Genomic DNA, 24201 nt, shown 5'->3' on the forward strand with positions numbered 1-24201 from the left:
CACCCCATGACCTATTGCGTTGCCGTCAAAACCCGTGCCGGTCTGGTTTTTTTGTCCGACTCCCGCACCAACGCGGGCCTCGACCAAATCAGCACCTTCCGCAAAATGATCGTCTATGAAAAAGCGGGCGACCGCTTCATGACCTTGCTGTCGGCAGGCAACCTGAGCATTTCGCAATCGGTGCGCGAAGTGCTGCAGATCGAAAAACTGGTCGAGCCGGGGCAAGAAGAACCCTTGACCATTTGGAACGCCAAAAGCATGTTCGACGCCACCCGCGTGCTGGGCGCGGCCGTGCGCCGCGTGTACGAGCGCGACGCCGCTGCGCTGCGCGCCTCGGGTGTGGAGTTCAATGTGTCCATGATTTTTGGCGGGCAAATCGGCAACGAGGGCATGCGCCTGTTCCAGGTCTACTCACCCGGCAACTTCATCGAAGCCACCGACGAGACGCCCTACTTCCAGATCGGCGAGTCCAAGTACGGCAAACCCGTGCTCGACCGCGTCATCACCCCCGACACCCCCTTGGACGAAGCCGCCAAATGCGCGCTGGTGTCGATGGACTCGACCCTCAAATCCAACCTGTCGGTGGGCCTGCCACTGGACATGGTGGTCTACCAAGCGGGCAGCTTGCAGACCGACCGCATCATGTGCATCGACGAGCACAACCCCTACTTTCAGATGTTGCGCTCCAGCTGGGGCGATAAACTGCGCCAGATGTTCGACAGCATCGAAGACCCCATGTGGAACGGTGGCGCCACCGACGTTCCACTCATGGTGCAGGCCCAGCGCAATGCCTTGCTCAAGAAAATCACCACGCCGGAAGAAAAGCTCATCTGAGCGAATGCCGCCTTGTGGGAGCGAGCCCCTGCTCGCGAATGCCAGCACCGCGCCCACACATTCGGCCGCAGGGGCGGCCTCCCACAAAGTCCCAACCTGGTGCCGAACAAGGGCACAACAGATCACCATGACCCCTCGCATCATCTTCTCGCACGGCAACAGCTTTCCGGCCAGCACCTACAAGGTGATGTTCGGCAACCTGCGCCAGCGCGGCTTCCAAGTGGGCGCGGTGGAAATGTTTGGGCACGATCCGCAATACCCAGCCACCAACAACTGGCCCCACTTGGTCCAGCAACTGGCCGACTTTGCCAAGGCCGCGCAAGGCGACGGTGAACCGGCCTTTTTGGTGGGCCACTCGCTCGGGGGGATATTGAGTTTGATGTGCGCCGCGCGCCACCCAGAGCTGGCACGCGGTGTCTTGTTGATCGATTCGCCAGTGATCGGTGGCTGGCGCGCCACCACCTTGGGCTTGGCCAAGCGCACACCGCTGATTGGCTCCCTGTCACCGGGTCGCATCAGCCAAAAACGGCGCAACCACTGGCCCGATGCCCAAGCCGCCCTGGAAAGTTTCCAGCAAAAAAAGTCTTTTGCCCGGTGGGACCCGCAGGTCTTGCGCGATTACATCGAACACGGCACACACGACCAAGGTGGGCAAAGGGTTCTGAGTTTTGACCGCGACGTGGAGACCGCCATTTACAACGGCCTGCCTCACAAACTCGACAGCCTCCTCAAGCGCCACCCCCTCAAATGCCCCGCCGCTTTCATCGGCGGCACACACTCGAGCGAAATGCGTCAAGCCGGCATCGACCTGACCCACAAGGTCGTCAAAGGTCGCGTCATGATGCTGGACGGCACACACCTGTTTCCCATGGAAAAACCCATCGCCACAGCCGCAGCGATAGAGGCATCGCTGCGCAATATGGGCGCTTGATCAAGCCGCCCAGGTCACCCAGCCACTGTAGCTGCTGCCCAGCACCACCAGGCCAAAGACGATCCGGTACCAAGCGAAGATCTCGAAGCTGTTGGTCGAGATGAACTTGAGCAACCAGCGCACGCACACCCAAGCGCTCAAAAACGAGAACAGCAATCCCACGCCAAACATGGGCGCATCGGCCATGCTGAGCAATGCACGCTCTTTGTAGAGGCTGTAAGCCCCAGCGCCGATGAGCGTGGGAATCGCCAGGTAAAACGAGAAGTCGGTTGCCGCCTTGCGCGACATGCCCAGCAACATGCCGCCAATGATGGTCGCGCCACTGCGGCTGGTGCCCGGAATCATGGCCAGGCATTGCACCAAGCCCACCTTGAGCGCATCGCGCCCGCGCATGTCCTCCACCTCATGGATGCGTACAGCACTGGCAGGACGCCGCTCGGCCCACAAAATGATCAGGCCACCCACGATGAACGTGGTCGCCACCACCTCGGGCGTGAACAAGTTGGCCTTGATGGCTTTGCCAAACAACAGGCCCAACAGGACTGCTGGCACAAAGGCAATGAACACATTCAGGGCAAAGCGCTGCGCATCGGCGCTGCGCGGCAAGGCCCGCACCGTGCTGCTGATCTTTTGCCAATACACAATGATGACGGCCAAAATCGCCCCGGTCTGGATCGCGATGTCAAACACCTTGGCCTTGTCATCGTCAAAGCCCAGCAACGCCCCGGCCAAAATCAAATGCCCGGTTGACGAGATCGGCAAGAACTCGGTCAAACCCTCGACCACGCCCATCACGGCGGCTTTCAGCAACAACATCAGGTCCACAAACGCTCCTCGAAAAATCTGGAGGGATTATCGTTGGTCCTTGATGGTGACTGCGGCAAAGCAACTCGCACGCTATATTGCCGGACGTGTCACCCAACAAACTTCAAAAAACCGCACGCTTCGGGGCGTTGGCCATCGCCGCCGTGTGGCTGGCTGTGGCCGGGGTGCTTGTGCGTGCAGGGCACTTGGTGCTCAACGATGCCAGCGTGACCGTGGGCTTGAGTGGCCTGCGTTCTGAATTGGCTCTGCTTGGCCAAGCCTTTTTGAAACACTTTGATGTGGATATCCGCCGCGACGAGATGTTCATTCGCCAACGGCGCTGAAGATTTTTGGCCTCAGCGCCGCTGGCAAGGGGTCATCAACGACGCCCATCGTGCCAACCGTCATGCCGCGGGTCCCAAGCACGCCCGTACTCGCGGTCATCGTGCCGGTTGTGCCGACGTTCCTGGCCCCTTTGACGACCGTCATGCCCATGCCCCCAACCGTGAACCGGCGCCTGCACACGGGGCACGAACACCACCCGGGGTGGCGGCGGCGGGGCGTAGATCACACGGGGCGGGGGCGCATAAATCACTGGGCCGGGTAAGCCGATTTGCGCGTGAACCGGGAAATGGCCAAGCCGAGAGTGCACCAACACCGAGGGCTCCACAAAGACCGGATGGGCGCAGCCCACTTGGGTCAGGCCCAACAGCAAACTGCCCATGAGCAGGGCTTTGCGAGAGAGCGTTTTGAACAGCGGTTTTGACATCTGGATTCCTGTGAAAGGCGTGGCAGACCCAAGGCCCACCTGTACCTATAGCGCGCGGGCCCGGTCCGGGGTAGACAACGGCCCCTTTGCAATGGTTTCCATTCGTAACCGGCGCTTCCCATGAACGCCTGTGCCACCCCCTAAAATCGAGGCATGACCTCCCCCACCGACAAAGACACTTCTGCTGAACACAAAGTCAGCAACTTCCTGCGCCAAATCATTGAAAACGACCTGGACAAAGGCACCTACGCCAGCCGCCGCTGGGCAGGCAGCCCGGGAGACGCTGCGCACCAAGCTGCGGGCGAGAGTGACCCGGCCAAGATCCGCACGCGCTTTCCGCCCGAGCCGAACGGCTATTTGCATGTGGGCCACGCCAAAAGCATCTGCATCAACTTTGGGCTGGCCAAGGAATACGGTGGCGTGTGCCACCTGCGCTTTGACGACACCAACCCCGAAAAAGAAGACACCGAATACGTCAACAGCATCATCGACGCCGTGAAGTGGCTCGGCTTTGACTGGGCGCAGCTCGGCCAGGCCGCTGGCAGCGCCGCGCCCTACCAAGCCAGCGACTACTTCGACTTCATGTACCGCGCCGCCGAGGCGCTGATCGAAGCCGGCCATGCCTATGTGGACGAGCAAAGCGCCGAAGACATGCGTGCCAACCGGGGCGACTTTGGCAAACCCGGCGTGGACAGCCCGTTTCGCTCCCGCACCGTGGCAGAAAACTTGACGCGCTTTCGCGAAATGCGTGACGGCAAGCTGGCCGACGGCGCCGCCGTGCTGCGCGCCAAGATCGACATGGCTTCGCCCAACATCAACCTGCGCGATCCGGCCATCTACCGCATCCGCCGCGCCACGCACCACCACACGGGTGACACCTGGTGCATCTACCCGATGTACACCTTTGCCCACCCCATCGAAGACGCGCTGGAGCAAATCACCCACAGCATCTGCACGCTGGAGTTTGAAGACCAACGCCCGTTTTACGACTGGCTGATGGAGCGCCTGTGCGAATGCAAGCTGCTGGCCGCGCCCAGCCCCAAACAATACGAATTTGCCCGCCTGAACCTGACCTATGTGATCACCAGCAAACGCAAGCTGGCGCAACTGGTGAATGAAGGCAAAGTCAGCGGCTGGGACGACCCGCGCATGCCAACAATAGTCGGCCTGCGCCGCCGGGGCTACACGCCCGAGAGCCTGCGCCTGTTTGCCGACCGCATTGGCGTGACCAAGAGCGACAGTTGGATCGACTACAGCACGCTTGAAGGGTGCCTGCGCGAAGACCTGGAAAACAAAGCCCACCGCGGCATGGCCGTGCTCGACCCGGTCAAGCTGGTGCTGAGCAACTGGGCCGAGGCCTTTGGCAGCGACGGTTACACCGAGGCCTGCACACAACCCGCCTTGCCCCACAGCGCCGTGGCCGAAGGCCAAACACCCCCAGCCGACCGCACGTTCTTGATCGGCAAAGAAGTGTGGATCGAACGTGAAGACTTTGAAGAAGTGCCGCCCAAGGGCTATAAGCGTTTGTTCCCCGGCAACGTGGTGCGCCTGAAAGGCGGCTACGTGATCGAATGCACCGGCTGCGCACGCGACGCGGCAGGACGCGTCACCGAGGTGCACGCCAAAGTGATCCCCGGCACCAAGAGCGGCACACCCGGCGCCGACAGCGTCAAAGCCAAAGCCGCCATCACCTGGGTGGGCGTGGCCGACGGCGTGCAAGCCGAAGTGCGCCTGTACGACCGCCTGTTTGCCGAAGCCCACCCCGACGCGGGCGGCAAAGACTTCTTGCAGTCGCTCAACCCCGACAGCCTGAAAGTGGTCACGGCCTATGTGGAGCCGTCATTGGCCTCCGCGCTGCCGGACCAGAAGTTCCAGTTTGAGCGCTTTGGCTATTTTGTGGCGGACCGCTTGGACCATGTGGCGGGCGCCAAGCCGGTGTTCAACCGGGTGACGGGGCTGAAGGACAGCTGGGGCAAGTGAATTCCAATGCAGGTAGATGGCCATTGACTTTCACGAGAAGTGCCACCAAGTCATCACCCTGCGCTTTGGCCGCTACCCCCACCGCAACGCCCTGCTGGGCCGCGAGTCCACCCCCAAGGCGTTGGCTTTTTTGAGTGAGCCGGGGTCGGGGTTTCAGGTCCAAACAAAAGCGTACCCTGACACCCCTAAAAATACCCAAATAAGGTATGATAAAACCCATTATGGGTATGAATACCGCTTCAATCACCTCTTCCATCGCCGACGCGCTGTTTTCAAAGGTGCGTCAGCGGGTGCTGGCCGTGCTGTTTGTGGCGCCGGACCGCAGCTTCTACACCAACGAAGTCATTGGCTTGGCTCAGTCAGGCGCAGGGGCTGTGCAACGCGAGTTGGCCGATCTGGCCGCAGCGGGTTTGCTCACGGTGCGCAAACAGGGCAACCAAAAACACTTTCAGGCCAACGCGGCTTCGCCCGTGTTTACCGAGCTGCGCGCTCTGGTGCTCAAAACCATGGGGCTGGCCGATGTGTTGCGCACGGCGCTCTTGCCGATTGCGCCGCAAATTTCGCTGGCGTTTGTGTTTGGCTCCATGGCCAAGCAGCAAGACACCAACGCCAGTGATGTGGATGTGCTGCTGGTCAGCGACACGCTGGGCTATGGCGACGTGTTCGCGGCGCTGGAGCCCGCCACCCAAACGCTGGGCCGCGCCATCCACCCGGCTTTGTACAGCGCTGTAAATTTTCAGACCCGCCAGTTGGGTGACAATGCCTTCGTCAACCGCGTGATGCAACAGCCAAAGATATGGCTGATCGGCCAGGAGGAGTCACCGCAACATGAGCCCGCCCACCCCACTTGAAAACCTGAGCGGCCCCAGTGGCTCGCTCAAAGCGGAGCCACCCGACGCCGCCGAAATCGCAGGCTTACTGCGAACGGGCAGCACCCGCTTGAACGATGCAGCCAACGCCACACTGGCGTTAGAAAGCCGCTTTGATCTGGCCTACAACGCTGCACACGCCTTGTGTTTGGCTGCATTGCGAAAGAAAGGCTTTCGGCCCAGTAACCGTTACATCGCCTTTCAGGCATTGCCCCACACACTGGGGCTGGGGCCTGAGGTTTGGCGCGTGCTTGACTTGTGTCACAACAAGCGCAACTTGGGCGAGTACGAAGGCATGATGGATGTCGATGCACGCTTGGTCACCGATCTGATCGCCGCCGCCCAACGCGTTTTGATCGCCCTTCAATCCCCTGACTGAACAGCCATGCCCGTGACAGCGCTGGCGTTCTCGGCAGCGCCGCCTGCAGCTGGTGCATTTCTCACCTACAGCCCCAAACCGTCCTCCATTTCTGGTTCACCGAACTTACCCCCAAGCAACACTTCGCCAAAGACGCCGCCTTGGACGAAACCATCCGCACCCGATCGCTTTGGCCGCTACCCCCACCGCAACGCCATCCTAGACCGCCCCTCCACGCCCGACGAGCTGGCTTTTTTGAGTGAGCCGGGGTCGGGGTTTTAAATCTCGTGCAGCGGCATTCGGATGCAACCATGCTGAGGAGCTTGGTTTTGCCAACGGCTTCAATTTCCATGAGCGCTGAACTTCGCTAAACTGACTTTCCACCGCCCTTTGGAGTCACATATGCCAACCGCCAAACAACTCTGCGATCAAGCATCACAACTACCCCCCGAGGAGCGTATGGCTTTGGTCGATCAGATCCTTGACACCTTGGACGCACGGGACGACTCCTTGGATGCGCAATGGGCTCAAGAGGCCGAATCACGTCTTTTGGCCTATCGCCGGGGTGAGGTGAAAGCCATCCCCTTGAATGAAGTCATTGCCAAATACCAAGTCAAAACGGCATGAACGTGCGCCTCTTGCCCGCAGCTCAATCCGAGCTGGACGAGGCGATCCATTGGTACGCGCAACAAGCGCCGGGCTTGGGCGATTCGTTTTTGGTGGAGTTTCTGCGCACCGTTCAACTCATTGAACGCCATCCCCATGGCTGGCATCCGCTTTCAAACAACACCCGCCGCTGCCGCCTCCGCAGATTTCCATACGGCGTGATTTACAGCCAAGATAAGCAAGGCATTCTGATCGTGGCCGTCGCCCATTTACACCGTCGACCTGCGTATTGGCAAAGCCGTGTGAATTGATCTTGATGAAGTTATCCATGCACATCACCACCCTCGAAGCCCTGCGCCAGCTCTACGGCCCCGCCAGTGAGCGTTCGCTGAAAAAAGAAATGCCGTCGCTGGACCCGCATGCGATCGGCTTCATTGCGCTGTCGCCCTTTATGGTGCTCGCCAGCAGCGATGCGGCTGGGCGCATGGACGCCTCACCGCGTGGAGGCGATGCGGGTTTCGTCAAGGTGCTGGACACGCAGACGCTCTTGCTGCCCGACTCTCCCGGCAACAACCGGCTGGACACGCTGGAGAACATTGTCAGCACCGGGCGCTTGGGTTTGCTCTTCATGGTGCCGGGCTTTGACGAGACTTTGCGCATCAACGGCCAAGCGGTGTTGAGCACCGACCCGGCCGACTTGGCCCTCTGTGTGGACGCTCGTCGCACGCCCAAACTGGTGATCCGCCTGAAGGTGGAATCGGTCTATCTGCATTGCGCCAAAGCCTTCATGCGCTCGCAGCTGTGGGATGCATCACGGCACCCTGAGCGCAGCGCGCTGCCCAGCATGGGAGAGATGCTGCGCGACCAGATTCAGGCCTTCAAGGGTGAAACGATTGAGATAGAGTCTCAGGCCGAAATGCTGCAACGCTACCAGCAGTCGCTGTGAAATCTACCCCCCCAATAAGGTCAACCATGCCATTGCCTACTGCCACCCCTTCCGATGACCGCGAGCTGGTGCTCACGCGCCTGATCGATGTGCCGCGCCACAAGTTGTTTCGTTGCTGGACGGAGCCTGAGCTGATCGTGCAATGGTTCACACCGCCGCCCTGGAAGACGGTGCGGGCGCAGTTGGATGTTCGCCCGGGCGGATCCAGCTGCATCACCATGCAAGGGCCAGACGGCACCGAGGTGCCCAACCGGGGCCTGTATTTGGACGTGGTGCCCGACGAGCGGCTGGTGTTCACCGACGCCTACACCTCGGCGTGGCAGCCCTCGGCCAAACCGTTTTTCACCTGCGTGCTGACCTTTGAAGACGAGGACGGAAAAACACGCTACACCGCCCGTGCCAAGCATTGGACGGCCGAAGACTGCGCGGCCCACGACAACATGGGCTTTCACGAAGGCTGGGGCGTTGCCACCGATCAACTGGCGGCTCTGGCGGCCACGCTCTGACAGCGCGGTTTATTTTTTCTGAACCGGGTTGGCCAGCAGCAAGTTGGCCGGGTAGGCCCGCATGAACTCGCGGGCTTTGTCGAGCGGGGCGGTCAGCCAGGCGGACCAAGCGCCTTCGTTCAAGATGGCGGGCATGCGTTTTTCGTTGCCGTCTGGGCCATAGCGGTTCATCAGCGCGTGGCTGTTGGCGTTGACCGTCAGCAAGGTGAAGCTGGTGATTTCTTCATCGCCCTGCGTCCAGCGCTCCCACAAACCGGCCACGCCCATGGGTTTGCCGTCCACGCGGGCGATGCGGGTGGGCACGGGTTTGCGGCTGCGCCAATCGTCTTCCAGAAAAGCCTGCATGGGGATGATGCAGCGCTGGCCTTTGAGCCAGGTCTCCCGCGTCGCCGTGGCCGTGCTCATGGTTTCGTAGCGGGTCACGGCCAACTTGGTCGAGCGCAGTTTGGCATCGGACGCCGACTTGACCCAGGTGGGCACCAGCCCGAACTGGCCTTGGGCCAGCTCCAGCACCAGGGGGCTGGCGGGGGCCGCAGGAGTTGCCGCCTCGACATCGGGTGCAACGTGGGGTTCAGCAGATGGCTCTGCGCGGGATTGCTCAGGCACAAAGGCTTTGCGGATGAAAAATCCCGGCTGGCGCGGCCAGACTTCTTTGCCCAGCAGGGCTTCGGGCGGGGCGACGCCAAAGGCCTCGGCATACAGGTCGGCGCTTTTGAGGCATTCGTATTGGGTACTCATGCGGTTGATGCTAACCGACCTGCTACGCTCACGCCCTTGCCTTGCCCCAGATGATTGCCCATGCTGATCCGCTTCAACAAACCCTATGGCGTGCTCAGCCAGTTCACTCCCGAGGGGCGCTGGACCGGGCTGATCGACCACATCGACCTGCCCGGCGTGTATGTGGCTGGGCGCCTGGACGCCGACAGCGAAGGTTTGCTGCTGCTGACCGACGACGGCCAATTGCAAGCCCACATTGCCGACCCCCGCTTCAAGATGGAAAAGACCTATCTGGTGCAGGTCGAAGGCGTGGTGGACCACAAAGCCCTGAGCACTTTGTGCCGGGGCGTGACGCTGAACGACGGCCCCACCCTGCCCGCCCGGGCGCTGGCCGTCGAGCCGCCGGCCGACCTGTGGCCGCGCAACCCGCCGATCCGCGAGCGCAAGAACATCCCAACATCGTGGCTGGAGCTGTCCATTCGCGAGGGGCGTAACCGCCAAGTGCGGCGCATGACCGCCGCGGTGGGTCTGCCCACGCTGCGCTTGATCCGCACCGCGATAGGGCCGTATCACCTGCGCGACCTGCCCACAGGCACATGGCAGCAAGTGCCCTAGGTTTCAGACACAATCACGCATCCGTTTCACATCACCAGGAAAACCATGTCCGATTTGCTCAAGAAAATGCAATGGCGCTACGCCACCAAAAAAATGGACCCGTCCAAGGTCGTGCCCCAGGACAAAGTGGACCGCATCGTCGAAGCCGCCCGCCTGGCCCCCACCTCGAGCGGCCTGCAGCCGTTTGAAGTGTTGGTGGTCACAAACCCCGAGTTGCGTGCCCAGATCCAAGCCAAAGCCCACAACCAGGCCCAAGTGACCGAAGGCTCACACCTCTTGGTGTTTGCCGCCTGGGACAACTACACCGCCGAGCGCATCAACACCTATTTCGACTTCACCAACGCCGAGCGCGGTGGCACCAACGAAGGCTGGGAAAACTATCGCAAGATGCTCTTGGCCAACTACCCTGTGCGCAGCGCCGAAGTGAACTTTGAGCACGCCGCCCGCCAGGCCTACATCGCCCTGGGCGCTGCATTGATCTCGGCGGCTTTTGAAGAAGTCGACGCCACCCCCATGGAAGGCTTTGTGCCTGCGGCCGTGGACGAGATCCTGGGCTTGGCCGCACGCGGTCTGCGCAGCGTGGTCATCGTGCCCCTGGGCTACCGCGCCGCCGAAGGCGACTGGTTGGCGAACCTGAAAAAAGTGCGCCGCCCGACCGCCCTGTTCGTGACCGAAGTGAAATAAGGTCGCAGCACACCTTCCGCTCTTGCAGCGGTAGGTGCCGCCCCCACAAAGCCGCAGAATCTGCGGCTTTGTGCTTTAACATCAAGGGCTTCCCAAACCGGGATGTCTATCCAAGGAACCGACATGGCCAAAGGCGAACAACGCAGCAACAAAATGGCCAAGAAGCCCAAAAAAGACACGTCGCCCCCCAAGACGTTCACCTCCGACCGCCCCATGGCCCCGTCCACCTTTGTGGCGCCTCGCGGCAAAGTCAAAGATAAGTGATTTTCTCCGCCGAGTGGCCTTTTGACTGGGCCCACTCGGCCCGCCCTGCATGACCCCGATCCACGAAGACGAGCACCTGCTGGTGCTGGAAAAACCCAGCGGCTTGTTGTCGGTGCCCGGTCGTGGCCCGGACAAGCAAGATTGCCTGTCCAAACGGGTGCAAGACATCTACCCCGAAGCCCTGATCGTGCACCGCTTGGACCAGGACACCTCGGGCCTGCTGCTCATGGCCCGGGGCATCGAAGCCCAGCGCCGCCTGAGCAAGCTGTTTGAAACCCGCCAGGTCAAAAAACGCTATGTAGCGGTGGTCACGGGACAGCCCGAACAAACCCAAGCGGCCGAGCCGCCAGACGAAGACGGTTGGCGCACCATCGATGGCCCCATCCTGCTCGACTGGGAGCGCCGCCCGCTGCACATCATCCATCCCGACGGCAAAGCCAGCCGCAGCCGCTGGCGTGCCCTGCAAACCAGCGACAGCGCCAGCCTGATCGAGCTCGAACCCGTCACGGGCCGCACACACCAGCTGCGCGTGCACCTGCAAAGCATTGGCCACCCCATGCTGGGCGACTCGCTGTACGCACCACCGGACATCCGGGCGCAGAGTCCCCGCTTGCTCTTGCATGCGCAAGAGCTGGCCTTTGTCCACCCGTTCAGCGCACAAGCTTTGGCGTTCAAGGCCCCGGTCGCGTGGTCGGCCCTGCCGCCGTACTGCGCCGCTCTTCACCCCCAGCCCTGAGCGATCAGGCCTTGGCTGCACCCTTGGTGCGGCCCGCCACCACACCGCACAGCACCACCAGGCCCATGCCCATGAAGGCCAGCGCGTCCGGGATGTGGTCAAACAGCCACCAGCCCATGAGCGTGGAAAAGCCCACCCCGGTGTACAGGAATGGCGAGACCACCGAGGCCGGGGCTTTGGAAAAAGCCACGATCAGCAGGTATTGGCCCAGCGTGGCGGCCAGGCCCACCATGAGCAGCAGCACCCATTCCTGCAGGCTTTGCGGCGTGACCCAGGCGTTGAGCACCAGCAGCGTGCTCACCGCCCAGCCCACCCACCCTGTGTAGAGTTGCATGACGGCCGGGTCTTCGGTGCGCGTCATGTGGCTGGTCACGGCCTGAAACACGGCGTAAGTCACCACCACCGTGAGCGCCATCCAGCCGACCGCGCTGTCGACCTGCCCACCCGGGCGGATGACCAGCAGGGCCCCGAGCAGCCCACCCACCACCATCAGCCAGCGCAGGGGGGAGACCTGCTCTTTCATGACAAAGCGGGCCAGTGCCGTGAGCACCAAGGGTGTGAGCATGACGGTGGCGGTGAACTCGGCCACCGGCATGCGCTGCAGACAGTAAAAAGCCAACAAGCTGCACGACACCATGAGCAAGCCGCGCAGCAGCTGCCAACGCAGACTGTGCGTGCGCCACATGGCCCGCCCCCGCACCGGGGCCAGCACCAGCGCAGTGCCCACAGCCTGCACCGCGTAGCGAAACCACAGCACCATCAAGGGCGTGACGCTGAGCATGACCCATTTGCTGGTGGCGTCACTGAAGCTCAGGCTGGCCATGGCCAACACGGCAAAGAGGATGCCGGGCTGCAGCCAAGTGTGGCTGGGTGGATGGGTCGGGTGGGTCAATGGATTCACGGTCCGCGAACTGTTTGGTCAGCGGCCATCTTGGCACACCCTGGCGCCAGAGGCTGTCACGCAAGGCAAACCCGTTGCGACAGGCCCACGCCAGCGTGGCCAGAAGCACTACACTCGCCCTCCATGACGAATGACATCCCCTTTTTCAATGCCCGCATCGCGCCCGATGGCGGCAGCTTTGACGCTTGGAAAACGCAGAGCTTGCTGGACTCGTTGGAACAGGGCGGCTTGCAGTGGCCCAGCTCCTGCCGATCGGGCACTTGCCGCACCTGCATCGGCCAGCTGGTCTCAGGCCAGGTGCACTACGAGATGGCGTGGCCCGGCTTGACCGCCGAAGAAAAAGCCGAGGGCTGCGTGCTGCCCTGCGTGGCCAGGCCCCTCAGCGACGTGGTGCTGCAAGACCCCTTCGCCTGAACGCGGGCCCGCCCCAGCATCACGGCCCCAGCATCAGGCGTCGTCGATGCCCAGCTCTTGGATCTTTCGGGTGATGGTGTTGCGGCCGATGCCCAGTTTTTGAGCTGCTTCAATCCGGCGGCCCCGCGTTGTGGCCAGGGCGGATTGGATCAAGCTGGTTTCAAAGCGGCGGGTGAGCACGTCCCACACGTCGGTGCGGCCTGCGTTGAGCAAAGCCAGCGCCTCTTGCTCCAGCCCCGACTCCCACACCGTCACAGGTGCAGCCAAGGCGGCGGCATTCACGCCCTGCACAGCCAGCGCAGCATTCACAGCCAAGGGCATGGCATCGCCGCCGCCGTCGTGGCGAAGGCCCGCCTCGGCATGGCCCAGCGCCTCGACCACGGCACCACCGACGCCAGACGACAAGGCCGTGAAAGGGACTGCCGCCGCAACCGCGCCGGTTGGCTGGGCCAGCACTTCGGGCGGCAGGTCTTTGACTTCGATCACCTGGGCGGGGGCCATCACAGTCAACCAGTGGCAGATGTTTTCCAGCTGGCGCACATTGCCCGGAAACTGGAAATGGCTCAAGCAATCGAGCGCGGCGTCGTCGATGCGCTTGGGCTCCACACCAAGTTGCTGTGCGCTGCGTTGCAAGAAGTAGCGCGCCAGCACGGGCACGTCTTCGCGTCGCTCACGCAAGGCGGGCAAGCGCAAACGGATCACATTGAGGCGGTGGTACAAATCTTCGCGGAACACGCCTTCTTTGACGCGTTGCTCCAGGTCTTGGTGGGTCGCGGCGATCACGCGCACATTGGCCTTGACGGCGCTGTGCCCGCCCACGCGGTAAAAATGGCCGTCCGAGAGCACGCGCAGCAAGCGGGTTTGCAAGTCGAAGGGCATGTCGCCGATTTCGTCCAGAAACAGCGTGCCGCCATCGGCCTGCTCAAAGCGGCCCCGGCGAGAAGCTTGTGCGCCCGTGAAGGCACCGCGCTCATGCCCAAAGAGTTCACTCTCGAGCAAGTCTTTGGGGATGGCCGCGGTGTTGATGGCCACAAAAGGCTGGTTGGCACGCGGCGAGTGTTTGTGCAGCGCATGCGCCACCAACTCCTTGCCCGAACCCGACTCGCCCGTGATGAGGACGGTGACGTGGCTTTGCGCCAAACGGCCAATGCCGCGGAACACGTCCTGCATGGCGGGCGCTTGGCCCAGCATTTCGGGCGCATCGGCCATTTTTTCTTCGGCCACGTCTTCGCGCTGGCTCTCGCCCACGGCGCGGCGAATCAGCTCCACCGCTTTGGGCAGATCAAACGGTTTGGGCAGGTACTCGAAAGCGCCACTGGAGAAGGCCGACACGGCACTGTCCAAGTCCGAGAAAGCGGTCATGATGATGACCGGCAAACCCGGCATGCGCTGCTTGATGGTGGCCAGCAAGTCCAGCCCCGAGCCGCCCGGCATGCGGATGTCGCTCACCAGCACCTGCGGGCCATCGGCTTCGCTCTCGGTGTCCAGCGCCTTCAAGACTTCGCGCGGGTTGGTGAAGCTGCGCGTGGGCAGGCCTTCGCGCAAAAGTGCTTTTTCAAGCACAAAGCGAATGGATTGGTCATCGTCTACGATCCAGATCGGCTTCATCAACGTAACGCTTTCAGTGTTCACAGGCATGTGCTGTCAAGGCAAGGGAATCAAAATTTTGAAATCCGTACGGCCGGGCTCGCTGTCGCATTCGATCATGCCGTGGTGCTGTTGCACAAAGGTTTGTGCCAATGTCAGTCCCAAGCCGGAGCCGCCTTCGCGCCCCGAGATCAACGGGAAGAAAATGCGGTCCTTGATCGAGTCTGGTACACCAGGCCCGTTGTCGATCACATGCAATTCCAGTGCCAGGCGATAACGCTGCTTGCCGAAGGTGACTTGCCGCAAGATTCGGCTGCGCAAAGTGATCTGCGCATCGCCTTGCGCCATGCGCTCGTGCAAAGCCTGCGCGGCGTTGTGTGAGATGTTGAGCACGGCCTGAATCAGCTGCTCGCGGTCGCCGCGGAACTCCGGGATCGAGATGTCGTAGTCGCGCACCACTTTCAGGCCCTTGGGGAACTCGGCCAGGATCAAGGCCCGCACGCGCTCGCACACCTCGTGGATGTTCACATCGCCCACCACATGGGGCCTGCGGTGCGGGGCCAACAGGCGGTCCACCAAGGTCTGCAAGCGATCGGCCTCGTGGATGATGACCTGGGTGTATTCGGTCAGCTCTTTGTCGTTCAGCTCCATCTCGAGCAGCTGCGCGGACCCGCGAATGCCCCCCAAGGGGTTCTTGATCTCGTGCGCCAGATTGCGGATCAGCTCTTTGTTGGCCTGGGCTTGGTCCAACAAGCGCTCCTCGCGCTCTTGCCGGGTTTGTTGCTCCACAGGCAGCAGCTCGACGATCACCTCATCGGCTTGGTCTGATGGGGCCACGATCACATGCACGGGCAAGGTGTCTTCGTGGTGCAAGCGGCGCAGCTGGGCTTCGTAGCGCAGCGCAGCAAATTCATTCGACTGCGCACCCACCAAAGCGCTGACCAAAGGCTGAGGGTCGAGAAAGTAGTCCGGCAAGTGCGCGTCATAGAGCGTGCGACGCGACAAGCCCAAAGCGTCTTCGAGCGCGGCGTTGACAAAGCGAACACGCCCTTGACCTTGCAGCACAGCCACAGGCGTGGCCAACAAGTCAAAGGCCTGGAATCGGGAAATGGGCGGGGTCATGTTCGGGGCTCAATGGGCACTGTGGACGTTTTAGGCGCGTGGGGCATGGTTGCGGGACTTCCAAGGTCAAGGTTTGGCCACGGGCAGGGGCCCCGGCAATGCCGCTTGTGGGCCGCGGGCCGATTCACGTTGCAAGGCCTCCATCTCCCGTTCGGCCCGCTCCATCGATAAATGCAGGGCAGCCACCCGGTCTTGATTTTGGGGGGCCGCACCGTATTCAGCTGTTCCTGTTTGGGACATCAGCAGCTCGACCTCTTGGGCCCAAGCTTGGTGCTGTTTTTCCAAACGCGCCAACTCTTGCGCCAATACAGTGCGGGGACTGGGCTGCGGCGCCGCAGCCTTTGGCACCGCATGGGGCGCCGTGCCTTGAGGACGCAGGCCCGAGATCCGGGTGACCGATTGCTGGGGCAGGCGTTCGCAGCGGCTCAGGTCTTTCGGGGCATTGGTGTATTCCTGGCCGCAGCGGTAAATGGCCTCTTGCGCTTGTACAGGCGCCCAGCCCCACAGCCCCAGGATCAGCTCCCCAAAAAAAAGGACGGCCGAAGCCGTCCTTGGGGGAATTGCACGGGTGAGTGCAATGCCGTGCATGTCCGCTTACAGCGAGTAGTACATGTCGTATTCGACAGGCGACACTTCGACGCGGCTGCGGTTGACTTCTTGCATCTTCAAGTCGATGTAAGCGTCGATCCACGAGTCGGTGAACACGCCGCCTTTGGTCAAGAAAGCGCGGTCCGCGTTCAGTGCGTCCAAGGCCTGGTCCAGGCTGGAGCAAACGGTGGGGACCAATTTGTCTTCTTCTGGAGGCAGGTGGTACAGGTCTTTGGTCGCTGCTTCGCCGGGATGGATCTTGTTTTCGATACCGTCCAAGCCCGCCATCAACAAGGCCGCGAAGCCCAGGTAGGGGTTGCACAATGGATCGGGGAAACGGGCTTCCACACGGCGGCCCTTGTCGCTGGCGACGTTGGGGATGCGGATCGAAGCGGAGCGGTTCTTGGCCGAGTAAGCCAACTTGACCGGAGCTTCGTAGTGAGGAACCAAACGCTTGTAGCTGTTGGTGCCAGGGTTGGTGATCGCGTTCAGGGCACGGGCGTGCTTGATGATGCCGCCGATGTAGAACAAGGCGAATTCAGACAAACCCGCGTAGCCATTGCCTGCGAACAGGTTCTTGCCGTCTTTCCAGATGGACTGGTGAACGTGCATGCCGGAGCCGTTGTCGCCAGCGTAAGGCTTGGGCATGAAGGTGGCGGTTTTGCCGTAGGCGTTGGCCACGTTGTGGATCACGTACTTTTGCAGCAGGGTCCAGTCGGCGCGCTCGACCAAAGTGGAGAACTTGGTGCCGATTTCGCACTGGCCAGCGCCTGCCACTTCGTGGTGGTGCACTTCGACCGGGATGCCCACGGATTCGAGGATCAGCGACATTTCGCTGCGCATGTCGTGCGTGCTGTCAACGGGCGGCACGGGGAAGTAGCCACCCTTGACGCGGTTGCGGTGGCCTTTGTTGCCGCCGTCCATCTTGGTGCCACTGTTCCATGGGGCTTCGGCTTCGTCGATGGCGTAGAAAGTGTTGTTCGGCTCGGTGCTCCAGCGCACTTCGTCAAACAAGAAAAACTCTGGCTCAGGACCGAAGTAGGCGGTGTCGCCCAGGCCCGATTGCTTGAGGTAAGTCTCAGCGCGCTTGGCGATCGAACGGGGGTCACGCTCGTAAGCTTTGCCGTCTGTGGGCTCGATCACGTCGCAGATCAGAACCAGTGTGACTTCTTCGAAGAAGGGATCGATGATGGCGCTGTTGGCATCGGGGATCAACAACATGTCCGAAGCTTCAATGCCTTTCCAGCCAGCAATGGAAGAACCGTCAAACGCTTGACCGTCTTCGAACTTGCTTTCGTCAAACTGCGACACGGGCGCAGTGATGTGCTGCCATTTGCCACGGGTATCGGTGAAACGGAAGTCAACGAACTTGACTTCGTTCTCTTTCACCATCTTCATCACGTCTGCGACGGTCTTGGCCATCAAATTCTCCTGAATGGAAAGGGGTTAAAAAGCTTGCTTGCAGGTGTTGCAGTTTCTGTGCCAACTTGGTCACCACCGCGCCACCCCACAAGCCGTGATTGTGCCCTGAGCCGACCCCCATGGCCCTGGGCGCTGTGTAAAAAAAGGCGCTCAGGCGTCCAGGCCGGGATCCCAGAAATGCACTTTGTTGGTGCAATTTTGCATTATTTTGGTGCAATCAGGCTTGTCGCACCAATTCAGGGCCGTATTCCAAGGTGAAAGTTTTCAGGCCGCCCCGCAAATCGGCGTACGCCGCATCGGCAAGGGCCGGCTCGCCCTTGACCCCCAATTCAATGTGGCGCCCCCATTGCGGATGGTCCACGCTGGGCAGGCTGAACACCTTCACGCCCGGGTGTGCGGCCTCAATCGACTCCATCAGCGGGGTCAAGGTCGCCTCCATGGCGCCCAAAACGATCACCGATTTCTCCACATAGGCGTTTTGGCGGAAATGTGCGCTGTACTGCGCATCCAGCACCGACGCGATCATGGGCCAGGCCATGACCGGAAAACCGGGCACAAAGTGCACCGCACCGCCCCCGGCGCCGCGGCAGCTGAATCCGGGGATCTTGTTGTACGGGTTGCGGATGATGTCGGCGCCCGCGGGGAAGGTGCCCATGTTCAGGCGGTGGATGTTGTCTGGGCGGTCTGGCTCGTAAGCCACGCCCTGCTCTTTGGCGGTGTCTTGCATGCGCTCTTGAATCAGGCGCTTGGCTTCGGGGTGCAAGGCCAGCGGCACACCCAAGGCTTTGCCCGCACATTGGCGCGTGTGGTCGTCGGGCGTGGCCCCGATGCCGCCGCAGCTGAACACCACATCGCTGGCGTCAAAAGCCCGTTTCAAGGTGGCCGTGATGCGCTCAGGCGAATCGCCCACGTACTCGGCCCAACTCAAAGTCAAGCCGCGCTCGTTCATCAACTCGATGACTTTGGGCATGTGCTTGTCTTGGCGTTTGCCAGACATGATTTCGTCGCCAATGATGATGAGACCAAAAGTGGGGGTGGAGAGAGAAGTCATGGGTTCAAAGATGGAGAAATACAGATCGGGAAGTGGCCACGGGCCTCAGCCCTCAAGTCGTGCCGCGCGGCTGCACATCGGTGACGCTGTCCGATTTGGCTGGGTTGTCTGGGCCCAATCGGGCTGAGGTGTGGGGCGATGCGGCCTTGGGTTCAGGCGGCGCAGCGTCCAACACCTCATCCACCGCGGCCCCGCGAGGCGCTTCGCGCAAGGCCTGCAAGGCAGCCAGCGCAAAGTGGGCAAACCACAGGGAAGAAAACGCGAACACCAAGGTGTAAATCCAGATGGCCACGGGCACCAAAATCACAAAGGCCGCGGCAAACAAAGCGCCCGAGGCCCACACCAAACTCGGCGCGGCGCCCATGAGGCCGGTGATCACACCCATGCTCAAGAAACTCATGCGGTGGCGGGCCATGAGGGTCTCGCGCTCTTCGGTGCTGGCAAATTCGGCCAACACATCAAAGGCCATGACGCGGTAAGTGAGCCAGCCCCAAATGAAAGCGGGCAACAGCAAGGCCAGGGGCGGCACCAACCACATGGGCAAGGTCAGCACCAAAGCCCCCAGCGCCAGCACCAAGGAGAAAAAAGTCCACCAGACGCTCTGCACAAGACTGCCGCCGTGCTTGCGCTGCAGGCCGGCAAAGCGCCGCTCGGCCACCAAGCGTGTGAGAGCGGGGGTCATCAAAAACGACACGGCCAGCAAGGACGCCACCACCACCAAAGGCGTGAACGAGAAGATGACAAGCAAGGGGGCGACCACGGTTTTGAGATTGGCCAAACCCACCCCCTCCAGCCAACGCCAAACCAGCGCCAACCAAGAACTGGCATCGAGCCAGCCCCGCACGAAGGTGATGGCCGTGTCCCAGTACAAATAACCCAGCAACCAGGACAAGGCCACGATCAACACCAAGGGCAACACCGACAAAACGATCACCCTGGGGTACAGGCAGTACATGGCGGAGCGCCAGAAGGAATCGATCAGGAGTTTCATGGGTGAAAGCTTAACAGCCGGGCGTGGCCCCCCTTGGGCGGTGTGCCTTCAAGCCCGCCCCGCCAAACGCCGCAGCCCTTGCCACTGCTGCGCCCAAAATCCGCGCCCATAGTCGCGGCCTTGCTCCACCTGATCGCGCACGCCGGTGGGGTCGTAGCGCTGCTGAAAGTCGGCGGTGCCCAAAAGCATGTCCCACCAAGGCAGCAGCACGCCGAAGTTGCAGCCGCCCAAGACCTTGCGGCCTTGCACGTCAAACTCGTGACCGATGCCTATGCTGTGGTGCCTGCGGTGAAAGCGCGGGCTGACCCACAGCCGCTCGCCGAAGCGGCCAAACCAGAGGCGCACATTGGCGTGCTGGAGGTTCTCGCTCAATTGCCCAATGGCCACCAGCGCCACGAATTGGCCTGGCCCGACGCCAATGAGCAAGGCAAGGGCCGACACCAGCACGCTGGTCAGCATGTCGTCCAACAGGTGGTTGCGGTTGTCGCTCCACATGTTCATCTGGCGCTGCGAGTGGTGCAGCGCGTGCAAGGCCCACCAAGCGCTCGACTGGTGCTGGGCCCGGTGGATGGCGTAATGGACGAAGTCAAAAACCACCAAATACAGCACAAAACTGACCCAGGCCACATCGGTGACCCCGGGCCACACACTGTCCAAATGGAAGGTGGGCCAGCCTTGGCCGCGCAAAACGCCCCAGCCCTGTTCCAAGGCGTGGTCGAGGGTGAAGAACATGCCCAACTTGAACAGGCCCAAGCGGTGAATGAGGGTGTAGACCACATCCACCACCCAGGCTTGGCGGTCTCGCTGCGTCTCGACGGGCCACTGGCGCTGCATCGGACCAATCACGGTGAGCATGACCACCATTTGCAGCAAACCCACCACCACCCAGCCCGCGCCCTCGTAAGCTTTTTCAAGCCAATGGCCTTGCCCCAAGGCAAAAGCCATGGGCTGCAGAACGCTTTCAAACAGCGTTTGCTGGAGCCAATCAAAAGGGGCGGTCAGGTGGTCCATGCCTTCATTGTCTCGAATCTGGCAAAACCGAAGGCGACTGCGGGGACATGGGGCGCTGGCCCATCCAGTCGCGGTACGCCGGATGCTCGCGCAGGGTGGCAAAGCACAGGCCCCGTGCTTTGAGGCCAACGATCAAAGGCTCCAGCACGGCCGGCGCCCAAGGGTCTTGACGGGACCAGATGCCCAAATGCGCCATCAACACATCGCCAGCGCGGATGGTCTTGAGCGCTTTGTCCAGCAGTTGTGCATTCGGGTAAGAGGTGCTGGGCAACTCGTCCCCCAAAAAGCCCGCGTCGGCCCAACCCACATGGGCAAAGCCGCACTGGCGGGCCGCATCCAAAAGCTTGGGCGATGTTTTGCCACCCGGTGCGCGAAACAAGGGCAGTGGGTGTTGTCCCGTCAGCACCTGCAAGCGCTGGGCGGCTTGCTGCAAGTTGGCGCAGTAGTCTTTCGCCGTCCAGATCAGGTTTTGGCCTGCCTGAGGGCCCGCGCTGGGGCGGATGCGGAATTTCGGGGCATCCCCCGAGCTCGATCCTTCTGGCAAGTCAGCACGCCAGTAAGCGTGGTCCCACGTGTGCGAGGCAAAGGCGTGCCCTTCGCTGGCGCGTGCCCGCCACCAAGGGGCCCAATGCTGGCCGAGCGTGCCATCGCCCTCTTGGGTTTTTTCATGCGCGGCAAAGAAGGTGACTTTCACCTGTTGGCGCTGCAGCACCTGCGCGATCAGGGGGGCCACACCCATGTGGCCCGTGTCGAACGTGAGGTAAACCGGCTTGGCGCAAGGCGCCGCAGGGGCGGCGATGGCGCCCAAGCAGAGGGCGCTGGAGAGACAGGCAAGGCCAAACTCAATGGCGAGGCGCATGGTCCAGTGTCCACACCCCATGGGGCGATTTACCCACACGGACTTGACGCACCACTTTGCGTGTGGGGATGTCGATCACCGTGAGTTTTTTGGCCCAACGCGAAGCCACCAAAATCGTTTTGCCGTCAGCGGTGATGTCCATGCAGTCCGGCCCCGCAGGCCCAGGAAAATCGGCCACCACCGTCATGTTCAGGTAATCGATCTGGCTGATGGTGTTGCTCACCCGGTTGCTGACCATCACGTGCCGCCTGTCCCCCAGCGCACGAAAAGCATGCGCCCCCTTGCCTGTGGGGATGGTTTTGAACAGTTGGGGCTGTGGGCCTGAAATGTCGTACACCTCGACGCCGTCCCCGCCGGTCAGGCCCACCAGCAAAAATTTGTCGTCGGGGGTGCCAAACACATCCGCAGGAACCGCCCCCACGGTGGTGCGTGATTTCAGGGTTTGCCTGGCCAGATCGATGGCCACCACCTCGTTGCTGTCTTGCATGGTGACCCATGCCACCTGGCTTTTGCTGTCGATCCACAAATGGCTGGGGGTTTTACCCGTCGGGATGCGCTTGACCAGGTGGGCGTTGTGCCCATCCCAGCGGTAAATGTCCACATGGTCCAGCCGGTTGGCGGCAATCACCAGCCATTTCATGTCGGGCGAAAAGCGCAAGTGGTAGGGGTCCAAAATACCGGTGACGGTGCGCTGCACCTGGGCGGTGCGCGGGTCGATGAAGGTCAGCGAATCGCTCATGGCGTTGGCCACAATGACCGACTTTTCATCGGGCGTCAGGTACAAATGGTGGGGCTCTTTGCCCGTAGGAATGCGTTTTTTCTCCGTCCAAGTCACGGGATCGATCACACTGACGTTGCCGTCCAAAGAATTCAGAACAAAAACAGGTGCCCGTGCACCCACAGACAACATCTGAAAACCCAAAACAAGTCCAACCAACAACTTAACGACAAAACTCAAATAATTCACAAAAACGCCTTCAAAATCACCGACAAGTGTAATCGCCACATCCGTCCATTTCATTTCATTTCATGACCTGCCCCACATCCACCGTGCGCGTCAAGCAGCAGCAGTTAGAGGTTTTGAAACTGCCCAAGCCGCCCACAGGCCAGAGCCCGCACACTTTGGTCTTTTTGCACGAAGGTTTGGGCAGCGTGGCGCTGTGGCGCGACTGGCCTGCCCAGCTGTGCCAGCGGCTCGGCTGTGCGGGCTGGGTGTACTCGAGAAGAGGTTACGGGCAATCCGAGCCCATACCCCATGCGCGCGGGCCCTCCGGCTTTGTGGCGGAGACCGGCCAACGCCAAGGCCGCTTGCTGCCCGACTACATGCACCAAGAAGCCTTGGAAGTTCTGCCCGCCCTGCTGCACACATGGGGCATTGAGCGGCCCGTCTTGGTCGGCCACTCGGACGGCGGCACCATCGCCCTGATTCACGCGAGCCACTTTGACGTGGCGGCCTGTGTGGTCATGGCCCCCCATGTGATGGTCGAGGACGTGTCGATTCAGGCCATCCAAGCGGCCCAAAACGCCTACGAAAATGGCCCCCTGCGCCAGCGCTTGGCCCCTTTTCATGCCGATGTGGACAGTGCGTTCTGGCCATGGAACGATGTTTGGCTGAGCGAGGCTTTTCGCAGTTTTGACATCCGGCCAGAGCTGCGGGGCATGGCAGCGCCTTTGCTGGCCATTCAGGGCGAATCAGACCCTTACGGCACGATGGCGCAAATCGACGACATCGCGGCGGTGGTGCCACAGACCCAGCGGCTCAAGCTGCCCGACTGCGGCCACTCACCCCACCGCGACCAGCCTGAGGCGGTGGCACAGGCGATCGCCGATTTCATGCACAAGTCTCTGTAGGAGGCCGCCCCTGCGGCCGAATGGTGGCTGGCCAATACCCTGCGCGCAATCCCTCACGCTTTGAGCAAGGCCAGGTCGTCGTCGCTCAGCCAGCGCCATTGGCCTGGCGCCAAATCGTTCAAGACCAGACCGCCGATTTGCGAGCGGTGCAGGCCTTCAACCCGGTTGCCCACGGCCGCCAGCATGCGCTTGACCTGATGGTATTTGCCTTCGGTCAGGGTCAGTTTCAGGTGCAACTCGCCCACGGCCTCGCAAGCTGCGGCTTTCACGGGCTTGGGGTCATCGTCCAGCACCACGCCGCTGAGCAACTTCTCCACCATCTCGGGCGTGATCGGGTGCTTGGTGGTGACTTCGTAGACCTTGGACACGTGGTGCTTGGGCGAGCTCATTTTGTGGATGAATTGGCCATCATCGGTCAGCAGCAGCAAGCCCGTGGTGTCCTGGTCCAAGCGGCCCACCGCCTGCACACCTTGGACCGCCGCTTTTTGCGGACGCTGGCGCAAGGGCGCTGGCAGCAGCGTGTAGATGCTCGGCCAAGTCGACGGTTTTTGCGAACACTCGGTCCCCGCAGGTTTGTTCAGCAACACGTAGGCCTGCGCCTTGAACGGCCAATCGGTGCCTTGCACCGTGAAGTGCAGGCCCTGCAGGTCAAAAAACTCGCCCGAATCGGTGACGGTTTCACCCTGTACTTGCACATGGCCTTGCTGCACGAGACCGGCACACACCCGGCGGGTGCCAAAACCCTGGCTGTACAAAATGTCTTCCAGGCGCATGGGTTGGAGAGG

General features: G+C 61.6%; 30 protein-coding genes and 2 pseudogenes. 18 read left to right on the top strand and 14 right to left on the bottom strand.

The features are described 5' to 3' along the window. The first annotated feature begins 6 nt into the window (after window positions 1–6). Together B9Z31_RS00510 and B9Z31_RS00515 are read left to right on the top strand one after the other, a co-directional pair. Complete coding sequence (locus B9Z31_RS00510) at window positions 7–834, top strand: proteasome-type protease (protein ID WP_100117622.1); 828 nt, start codon at window positions 7–9, stop codon at window positions 832–834. Between the two features lie 127 nt (window positions 835–961). Beyond that, window positions 962–1765 carry an alpha/beta fold hydrolase gene (locus B9Z31_RS00515; protein ID WP_199174401.1) on the top strand — a complete coding sequence of 268 codons (804 nt, stop codon included), beginning with the start codon at window positions 962–964 and terminating at the stop codon, window positions 1763–1765. On the opposite strand, the gene B9Z31_RS00520 is transcribed toward B9Z31_RS00515, so the two are convergent. Next, window positions 1766–2590: an undecaprenyl-diphosphate phosphatase gene (locus tag B9Z31_RS00520; RefSeq protein WP_100117624.1), complete on the bottom strand. Its 825-nt coding sequence runs from the start codon at window positions 2588–2590 to the stop codon at window positions 1766–1768. An 86-nt stretch (window positions 2591–2676) separates the two neighbouring features. Here B9Z31_RS00520 and B9Z31_RS00525 point away from each other — a divergent pair, with 86 nt between their 5' ends. Beyond that, complete coding sequence (locus B9Z31_RS00525; protein WP_143473792.1) at window positions 2677–2913, top strand: hypothetical protein; 237 nt, start codon at window positions 2677–2679, stop codon at window positions 2911–2913. A gap of 35 nt (window positions 2914–2948) precedes the next feature. Here the strand turns inward: B9Z31_RS00525 and B9Z31_RS00530 are convergent, their stop codons facing one another. Further along, window positions 2949–3338: a hypothetical protein gene (locus tag B9Z31_RS00530; RefSeq protein ID WP_100117626.1), complete on the bottom strand. Its 390-nt coding sequence runs from the start codon at window positions 3336–3338 to the stop codon at window positions 2949–2951. 153 nt (window positions 3339–3491) lie between these two features. Here B9Z31_RS00530 and B9Z31_RS00535 point away from each other — a divergent pair, with 153 nt between their 5' ends. The 9 genes and pseudogenes from B9Z31_RS00535 to B9Z31_RS00580 all read left to right on the top strand — a co-directional run bounded on the left by B9Z31_RS00535 (window position 3492) and on the right by B9Z31_RS00580 (window position 8603). After that, a complete protein-coding gene (locus B9Z31_RS00535; protein WP_100117627.1) occupies window positions 3492–5318 on the top strand; it encodes a glutamine--tRNA ligase/YqeY domain fusion protein in 1827 nt (608 codons plus the stop codon). Between the two features lie 43 nt (window positions 5319–5361). Beyond that, a pseudogene (locus B9Z31_RS00540) lies at window positions 5362–5472 on the top strand (DUF924 family protein); the annotation flags it as partial. Between the two features lie 73 nt (window positions 5473–5545). Continuing rightward, on the top strand, window positions 5546–6169 hold the full coding sequence (locus B9Z31_RS00545) for a nucleotidyltransferase domain-containing protein (protein ID WP_233200592.1): 624 nt from the start codon (window positions 5546–5548) through the stop codon (window positions 6167–6169). After that, a complete protein-coding gene (locus B9Z31_RS00550; RefSeq protein ID WP_100117629.1) occupies window positions 6147–6566 on the top strand; it encodes a hypothetical protein in 420 nt (139 codons plus the stop codon). Before B9Z31_RS00545 ends, B9Z31_RS00550 begins: the two co-directional genes overlap by 23 nt. 162 nt (window positions 6567–6728) lie before the next feature. Further along, window positions 6729–6827: pseudogene (locus B9Z31_RS00560) on the top strand (DUF924 family protein); the annotation flags it as partial. A gap of 120 nt (window positions 6828–6947) precedes the next feature. Next, a complete protein-coding gene (locus B9Z31_RS00565; protein ID WP_100117630.1) occupies window positions 6948–7172 on the top strand; it encodes an addiction module protein in 225 nt (74 codons plus the stop codon). Continuing rightward, window positions 7169–7462, top strand: a complete 294-nt coding sequence (locus tag B9Z31_RS00570; protein WP_100117631.1) for a type II toxin-antitoxin system RelE/ParE family toxin — start codon at window positions 7169–7171, stop codon at window positions 7460–7462. Before B9Z31_RS00565 ends, B9Z31_RS00570 begins: the two co-directional genes overlap by 4 nt. A 17-nt stretch (window positions 7463–7479) precedes the next feature. Then, a complete protein-coding gene (locus tag B9Z31_RS00575) occupies window positions 7480–8097 on the top strand; it encodes a pyridoxamine 5'-phosphate oxidase family protein (protein ID WP_100117632.1) in 618 nt (205 codons plus the stop codon). A 26-nt stretch (window positions 8098–8123) separates the two neighbouring features. Then, the gene (locus tag B9Z31_RS00580) at window positions 8124–8603 is read left to right on the top strand and encodes an SRPBCC family protein (protein WP_100117633.1); all 480 of its coding nucleotides are present in this window, start codon (window positions 8124–8126) and stop codon (window positions 8601–8603) included. A 9-nt stretch (window positions 8604–8612) separates the two neighbouring features. Here B9Z31_RS00580 and B9Z31_RS00585 read toward each other — a convergent pair whose 3' ends face one another. Beyond that, window positions 8613–9341 (bottom strand): SOS response-associated peptidase family protein, encoded by a 729-nt coding sequence (locus B9Z31_RS00585; RefSeq protein WP_100117634.1) that lies wholly within the window; start codon window positions 9339–9341, stop codon window positions 8613–8615. Between the two features lie 60 nt (window positions 9342–9401). Between B9Z31_RS00585 and B9Z31_RS00590 the strand changes: the two genes are divergently transcribed. The 4 genes from B9Z31_RS00590 (at window position 9402) to B9Z31_RS00600 (ending at window position 11619) form a co-directional block, all read left to right on the top strand. Continuing rightward, on the top strand, window positions 9402–9935 hold the full coding sequence (locus tag B9Z31_RS00590; protein WP_100117635.1) for a pseudouridine synthase: 534 nt from the start codon (window positions 9402–9404) through the stop codon (window positions 9933–9935). A gap of 45 nt (window positions 9936–9980) precedes the next feature. Further along, entirely contained in the window at window positions 9981–10619 is a 639-nt protein-coding gene (locus B9Z31_RS00595; protein ID WP_100117636.1) for an NAD(P)H-dependent oxidoreductase, read from the top strand. Window positions 10620–10721: 102 nt separating this feature from the next. Next, window positions 10722–10883, top strand: coding sequence for a hypothetical protein (locus B9Z31_RS15445; protein ID WP_158235635.1), 162 nt, complete (start codon window positions 10722–10724; stop codon window positions 10881–10883). Window positions 10884–10932: 49 nt separating this feature from the next. Further along, on the top strand, window positions 10933–11619 hold the full coding sequence (locus B9Z31_RS00600; RefSeq protein WP_100117637.1) for an RluA family pseudouridine synthase: 687 nt from the start codon (window positions 10933–10935) through the stop codon (window positions 11617–11619). Between the two features lie 4 nt (window positions 11620–11623). Here B9Z31_RS00600 and B9Z31_RS00605 read toward each other — a convergent pair whose 3' ends face one another. Then, complete coding sequence (locus B9Z31_RS00605) at window positions 11624–12520, bottom strand: DMT family transporter (protein ID WP_143473793.1); 897 nt, start codon at window positions 12518–12520, stop codon at window positions 11624–11626. Window positions 12521–12643: 123 nt separating this feature from the next. Between B9Z31_RS00605 and B9Z31_RS00610 the strand changes: the two genes are divergently transcribed. Then, window positions 12644–12934, top strand: a complete 291-nt coding sequence (locus B9Z31_RS00610; protein WP_100117639.1) for a 2Fe-2S iron-sulfur cluster-binding protein — start codon at window positions 12644–12646, stop codon at window positions 12932–12934. A gap of 33 nt (window positions 12935–12967) precedes the next feature. On the opposite strand, the gene ntrC is transcribed toward B9Z31_RS00610, so the two are convergent. The 9 genes from ntrC to B9Z31_RS00655 form a co-directional block, all read right to left on the bottom strand. Continuing rightward, a complete protein-coding gene (gene ntrC, locus B9Z31_RS00615; RefSeq protein WP_100117640.1) occupies window positions 12968–14542 on the bottom strand; it encodes a nitrogen regulation protein NR(I) in 1575 nt (524 codons plus the stop codon). A 36-nt stretch (window positions 14543–14578) separates the two neighbouring features. Then, on the bottom strand, window positions 14579–15643 hold the full coding sequence (gene glnL / locus B9Z31_RS00620) for a nitrogen regulation protein NR(II) (protein ID WP_100117641.1): 1065 nt from the start codon (window positions 15641–15643) through the stop codon (window positions 14579–14581). Window positions 15644–15709: 66 nt separating this feature from the next. After that, window positions 15710–16231, bottom strand: a complete 522-nt coding sequence (locus tag B9Z31_RS00625) for a hypothetical protein (protein WP_100117642.1) — start codon at window positions 16229–16231, stop codon at window positions 15710–15712. Between the two features lie 6 nt (window positions 16232–16237). Further along, window positions 16238–17653 carry a type I glutamate--ammonia ligase gene (gene glnA, locus B9Z31_RS00630; RefSeq protein WP_100117643.1) on the bottom strand — a complete coding sequence of 472 codons (1416 nt, stop codon included), beginning with the start codon at window positions 17651–17653 and terminating at the stop codon, window positions 16238–16240. Window positions 17654–17870: 217 nt separating this feature from the next. Beyond that, window positions 17871–18704 carry a molybdopterin-binding protein gene (locus B9Z31_RS00635; protein ID WP_100117644.1) on the bottom strand — a complete coding sequence of 278 codons (834 nt, stop codon included), beginning with the start codon at window positions 18702–18704 and terminating at the stop codon, window positions 17871–17873. A gap of 52 nt (window positions 18705–18756) precedes the next feature. Further along, on the bottom strand, window positions 18757–19695 hold the full coding sequence (locus B9Z31_RS00640; protein ID WP_100117645.1) for an EI24 domain-containing protein: 939 nt from the start codon (window positions 19693–19695) through the stop codon (window positions 18757–18759). A gap of 48 nt (window positions 19696–19743) precedes the next feature. Continuing rightward, window positions 19744–20706, bottom strand: coding sequence for a sterol desaturase family protein (locus tag B9Z31_RS00645; RefSeq protein ID WP_100117646.1), 963 nt, complete (start codon window positions 20704–20706; stop codon window positions 19744–19746). 4 nt (window positions 20707–20710) lie between these two features. Then, on the bottom strand, window positions 20711–21565 hold the full coding sequence (locus B9Z31_RS00650; protein WP_100117647.1) for a polysaccharide deacetylase family protein: 855 nt from the start codon (window positions 21563–21565) through the stop codon (window positions 20711–20713). Then, window positions 21549–22475: a beta-propeller fold lactonase family protein gene (locus B9Z31_RS00655; protein ID WP_100117913.1), complete on the bottom strand. Its 927-nt coding sequence runs from the start codon at window positions 22473–22475 to the stop codon at window positions 21549–21551. The genes B9Z31_RS00650 and B9Z31_RS00655 overlap by 17 nt, the downstream gene beginning before the upstream one ends. Window positions 22476–22594: 119 nt before the next feature. Between B9Z31_RS00655 and B9Z31_RS00660 the strand changes: the two genes are divergently transcribed. Continuing rightward, the gene (locus tag B9Z31_RS00660) at window positions 22595–23416 is read left to right on the top strand and encodes an alpha/beta fold hydrolase (protein WP_100117648.1); all 822 of its coding nucleotides are present in this window, start codon (window positions 22595–22597) and stop codon (window positions 23414–23416) included. A gap of 53 nt (window positions 23417–23469) precedes the next feature. On the opposite strand, the gene B9Z31_RS00665 is transcribed toward B9Z31_RS00660, so the two are convergent. Then, window positions 23470–24189 carry a pseudouridine synthase gene (locus B9Z31_RS00665; protein ID WP_100117914.1) on the bottom strand — a complete coding sequence of 240 codons (720 nt, stop codon included), beginning with the start codon at window positions 24187–24189 and terminating at the stop codon, window positions 23470–23472. Window positions 24190–24201: the final 12 nt, after the last annotated feature.

Source organism: Limnohabitans sp. G3-2, from assembly GCF_002778275.1.
Taxonomy (GTDB): Bacteria; Pseudomonadota; Gammaproteobacteria; order Burkholderiales; family Burkholderiaceae_C; genus Limnohabitans_A.

What these genes read in the sequence shown, in the direction of transcription:
- B9Z31_RS00580 (WP_100117633.1), top strand. Translation starts at nt 8,124, where the DNA reads ATGCCATTGCCTACTGCCACCCCTTCCGATGACCGCGAGCTGGTGCTC.
- B9Z31_RS00550 (WP_100117629.1), top strand. Translation starts at nt 6,147, where the DNA reads ATGAGCCCGCCCACCCCACTTGAAAACCTGAGCGGCCCCAGTGGCTCG.
- B9Z31_RS00650 (WP_100117647.1), bottom strand. Translation starts at nt 21,565, where the DNA reads ATGCGCCTCGCCATTGAGTTTGGCCTTGCCTGTCTCTCCAGCGCCCTC.
- B9Z31_RS00610 (WP_100117639.1), top strand. Translation starts at nt 12,644, where the DNA reads ATGACGAATGACATCCCCTTTTTCAATGCCCGCATCGCGCCCGATGGC.
- B9Z31_RS00635 (WP_100117644.1), bottom strand. Translation starts at nt 18,704, where the DNA reads ATGACTTCTCTCTCCACCCCCACTTTTGGTCTCATCATCATTGGCGAC.
- B9Z31_RS00535 (WP_100117627.1), top strand. Translation starts at nt 3,492, where the DNA reads ATGACCTCCCCCACCGACAAAGACACTTCTGCTGAACACAAAGTCAGC.
- B9Z31_RS00645 (WP_100117646.1), bottom strand. Translation starts at nt 20,706, where the DNA reads ATGGACCACCTGACCGCCCCTTTTGATTGGCTCCAGCAAACGCTGTTT.
- B9Z31_RS00625 (WP_100117642.1), bottom strand. Translation starts at nt 16,231, where the DNA reads ATGCACGGCATTGCACTCACCCGTGCAATTCCCCCAAGGACGGCTTCG.
- B9Z31_RS00530 (WP_100117626.1), bottom strand. Translation starts at nt 3,338, where the DNA reads ATGTCAAAACCGCTGTTCAAAACGCTCTCTCGCAAAGCCCTGCTCATG.
- B9Z31_RS00545 (WP_233200592.1), top strand. Translation starts at nt 5,546, where the DNA reads ATGAATACCGCTTCAATCACCTCTTCCATCGCCGACGCGCTGTTTTCA.
- B9Z31_RS00565 (WP_100117630.1), top strand. Translation starts at nt 6,948, where the DNA reads ATGCCAACCGCCAAACAACTCTGCGATCAAGCATCACAACTACCCCCC.
- B9Z31_RS00665 (WP_100117914.1), bottom strand. Translation starts at nt 24,189, where the DNA reads ATGCGCCTGGAAGACATTTTGTACAGCCAGGGTTTTGGCACCCGCCGG.
- glnA (WP_100117643.1), bottom strand. Translation starts at nt 17,653, where the DNA reads ATGGCCAAGACCGTCGCAGACGTGATGAAGATGGTGAAAGAGAACGAA.
- B9Z31_RS00640 (WP_100117645.1), bottom strand. Translation starts at nt 19,695, where the DNA reads ATGAAACTCCTGATCGATTCCTTCTGGCGCTCCGCCATGTACTGCCTG.
- B9Z31_RS00590 (WP_100117635.1), top strand. Translation starts at nt 9,402, where the DNA reads ATGCTGATCCGCTTCAACAAACCCTATGGCGTGCTCAGCCAGTTCACT.
- B9Z31_RS00570 (WP_100117631.1), top strand. Translation starts at nt 7,169, where the DNA reads ATGAACGTGCGCCTCTTGCCCGCAGCTCAATCCGAGCTGGACGAGGCG.
- B9Z31_RS00575 (WP_100117632.1), top strand. Translation starts at nt 7,480, where the DNA reads ATGCACATCACCACCCTCGAAGCCCTGCGCCAGCTCTACGGCCCCGCC.
- B9Z31_RS00585 (WP_100117634.1), bottom strand. Translation starts at nt 9,341, where the DNA reads ATGAGTACCCAATACGAATGCCTCAAAAGCGCCGACCTGTATGCCGAG.
- B9Z31_RS00655 (WP_100117913.1), bottom strand. Translation starts at nt 22,475, where the DNA reads ATGTTGTCTGTGGGTGCACGGGCACCTGTTTTTGTTCTGAATTCTTTG.
- glnL (WP_100117641.1), bottom strand. Translation starts at nt 15,643, where the DNA reads ATGACCCCGCCCATTTCCCGATTCCAGGCCTTTGACTTGTTGGCCACG.
- ntrC (WP_100117640.1), bottom strand. Translation starts at nt 14,542, where the DNA reads ATGAAGCCGATCTGGATCGTAGACGATGACCAATCCATTCGCTTTGTG.
- B9Z31_RS15445 (WP_158235635.1), top strand. Translation starts at nt 10,722, where the DNA reads ATGTCTATCCAAGGAACCGACATGGCCAAAGGCGAACAACGCAGCAAC.
- B9Z31_RS00660 (WP_100117648.1), top strand. Translation starts at nt 22,595, where the DNA reads ATGACCTGCCCCACATCCACCGTGCGCGTCAAGCAGCAGCAGTTAGAG.
- B9Z31_RS00515 (WP_199174401.1), top strand. Translation starts at nt 962, where the DNA reads ATGACCCCTCGCATCATCTTCTCGCACGGCAACAGCTTTCCGGCCAGC.
- B9Z31_RS00510 (WP_100117622.1), top strand. Translation starts at nt 7, where the DNA reads ATGACCTATTGCGTTGCCGTCAAAACCCGTGCCGGTCTGGTTTTTTTG.
- B9Z31_RS00595 (WP_100117636.1), top strand. Translation starts at nt 9,981, where the DNA reads ATGTCCGATTTGCTCAAGAAAATGCAATGGCGCTACGCCACCAAAAAA.
- B9Z31_RS00600 (WP_100117637.1), top strand. Translation starts at nt 10,933, where the DNA reads ATGACCCCGATCCACGAAGACGAGCACCTGCTGGTGCTGGAAAAACCC.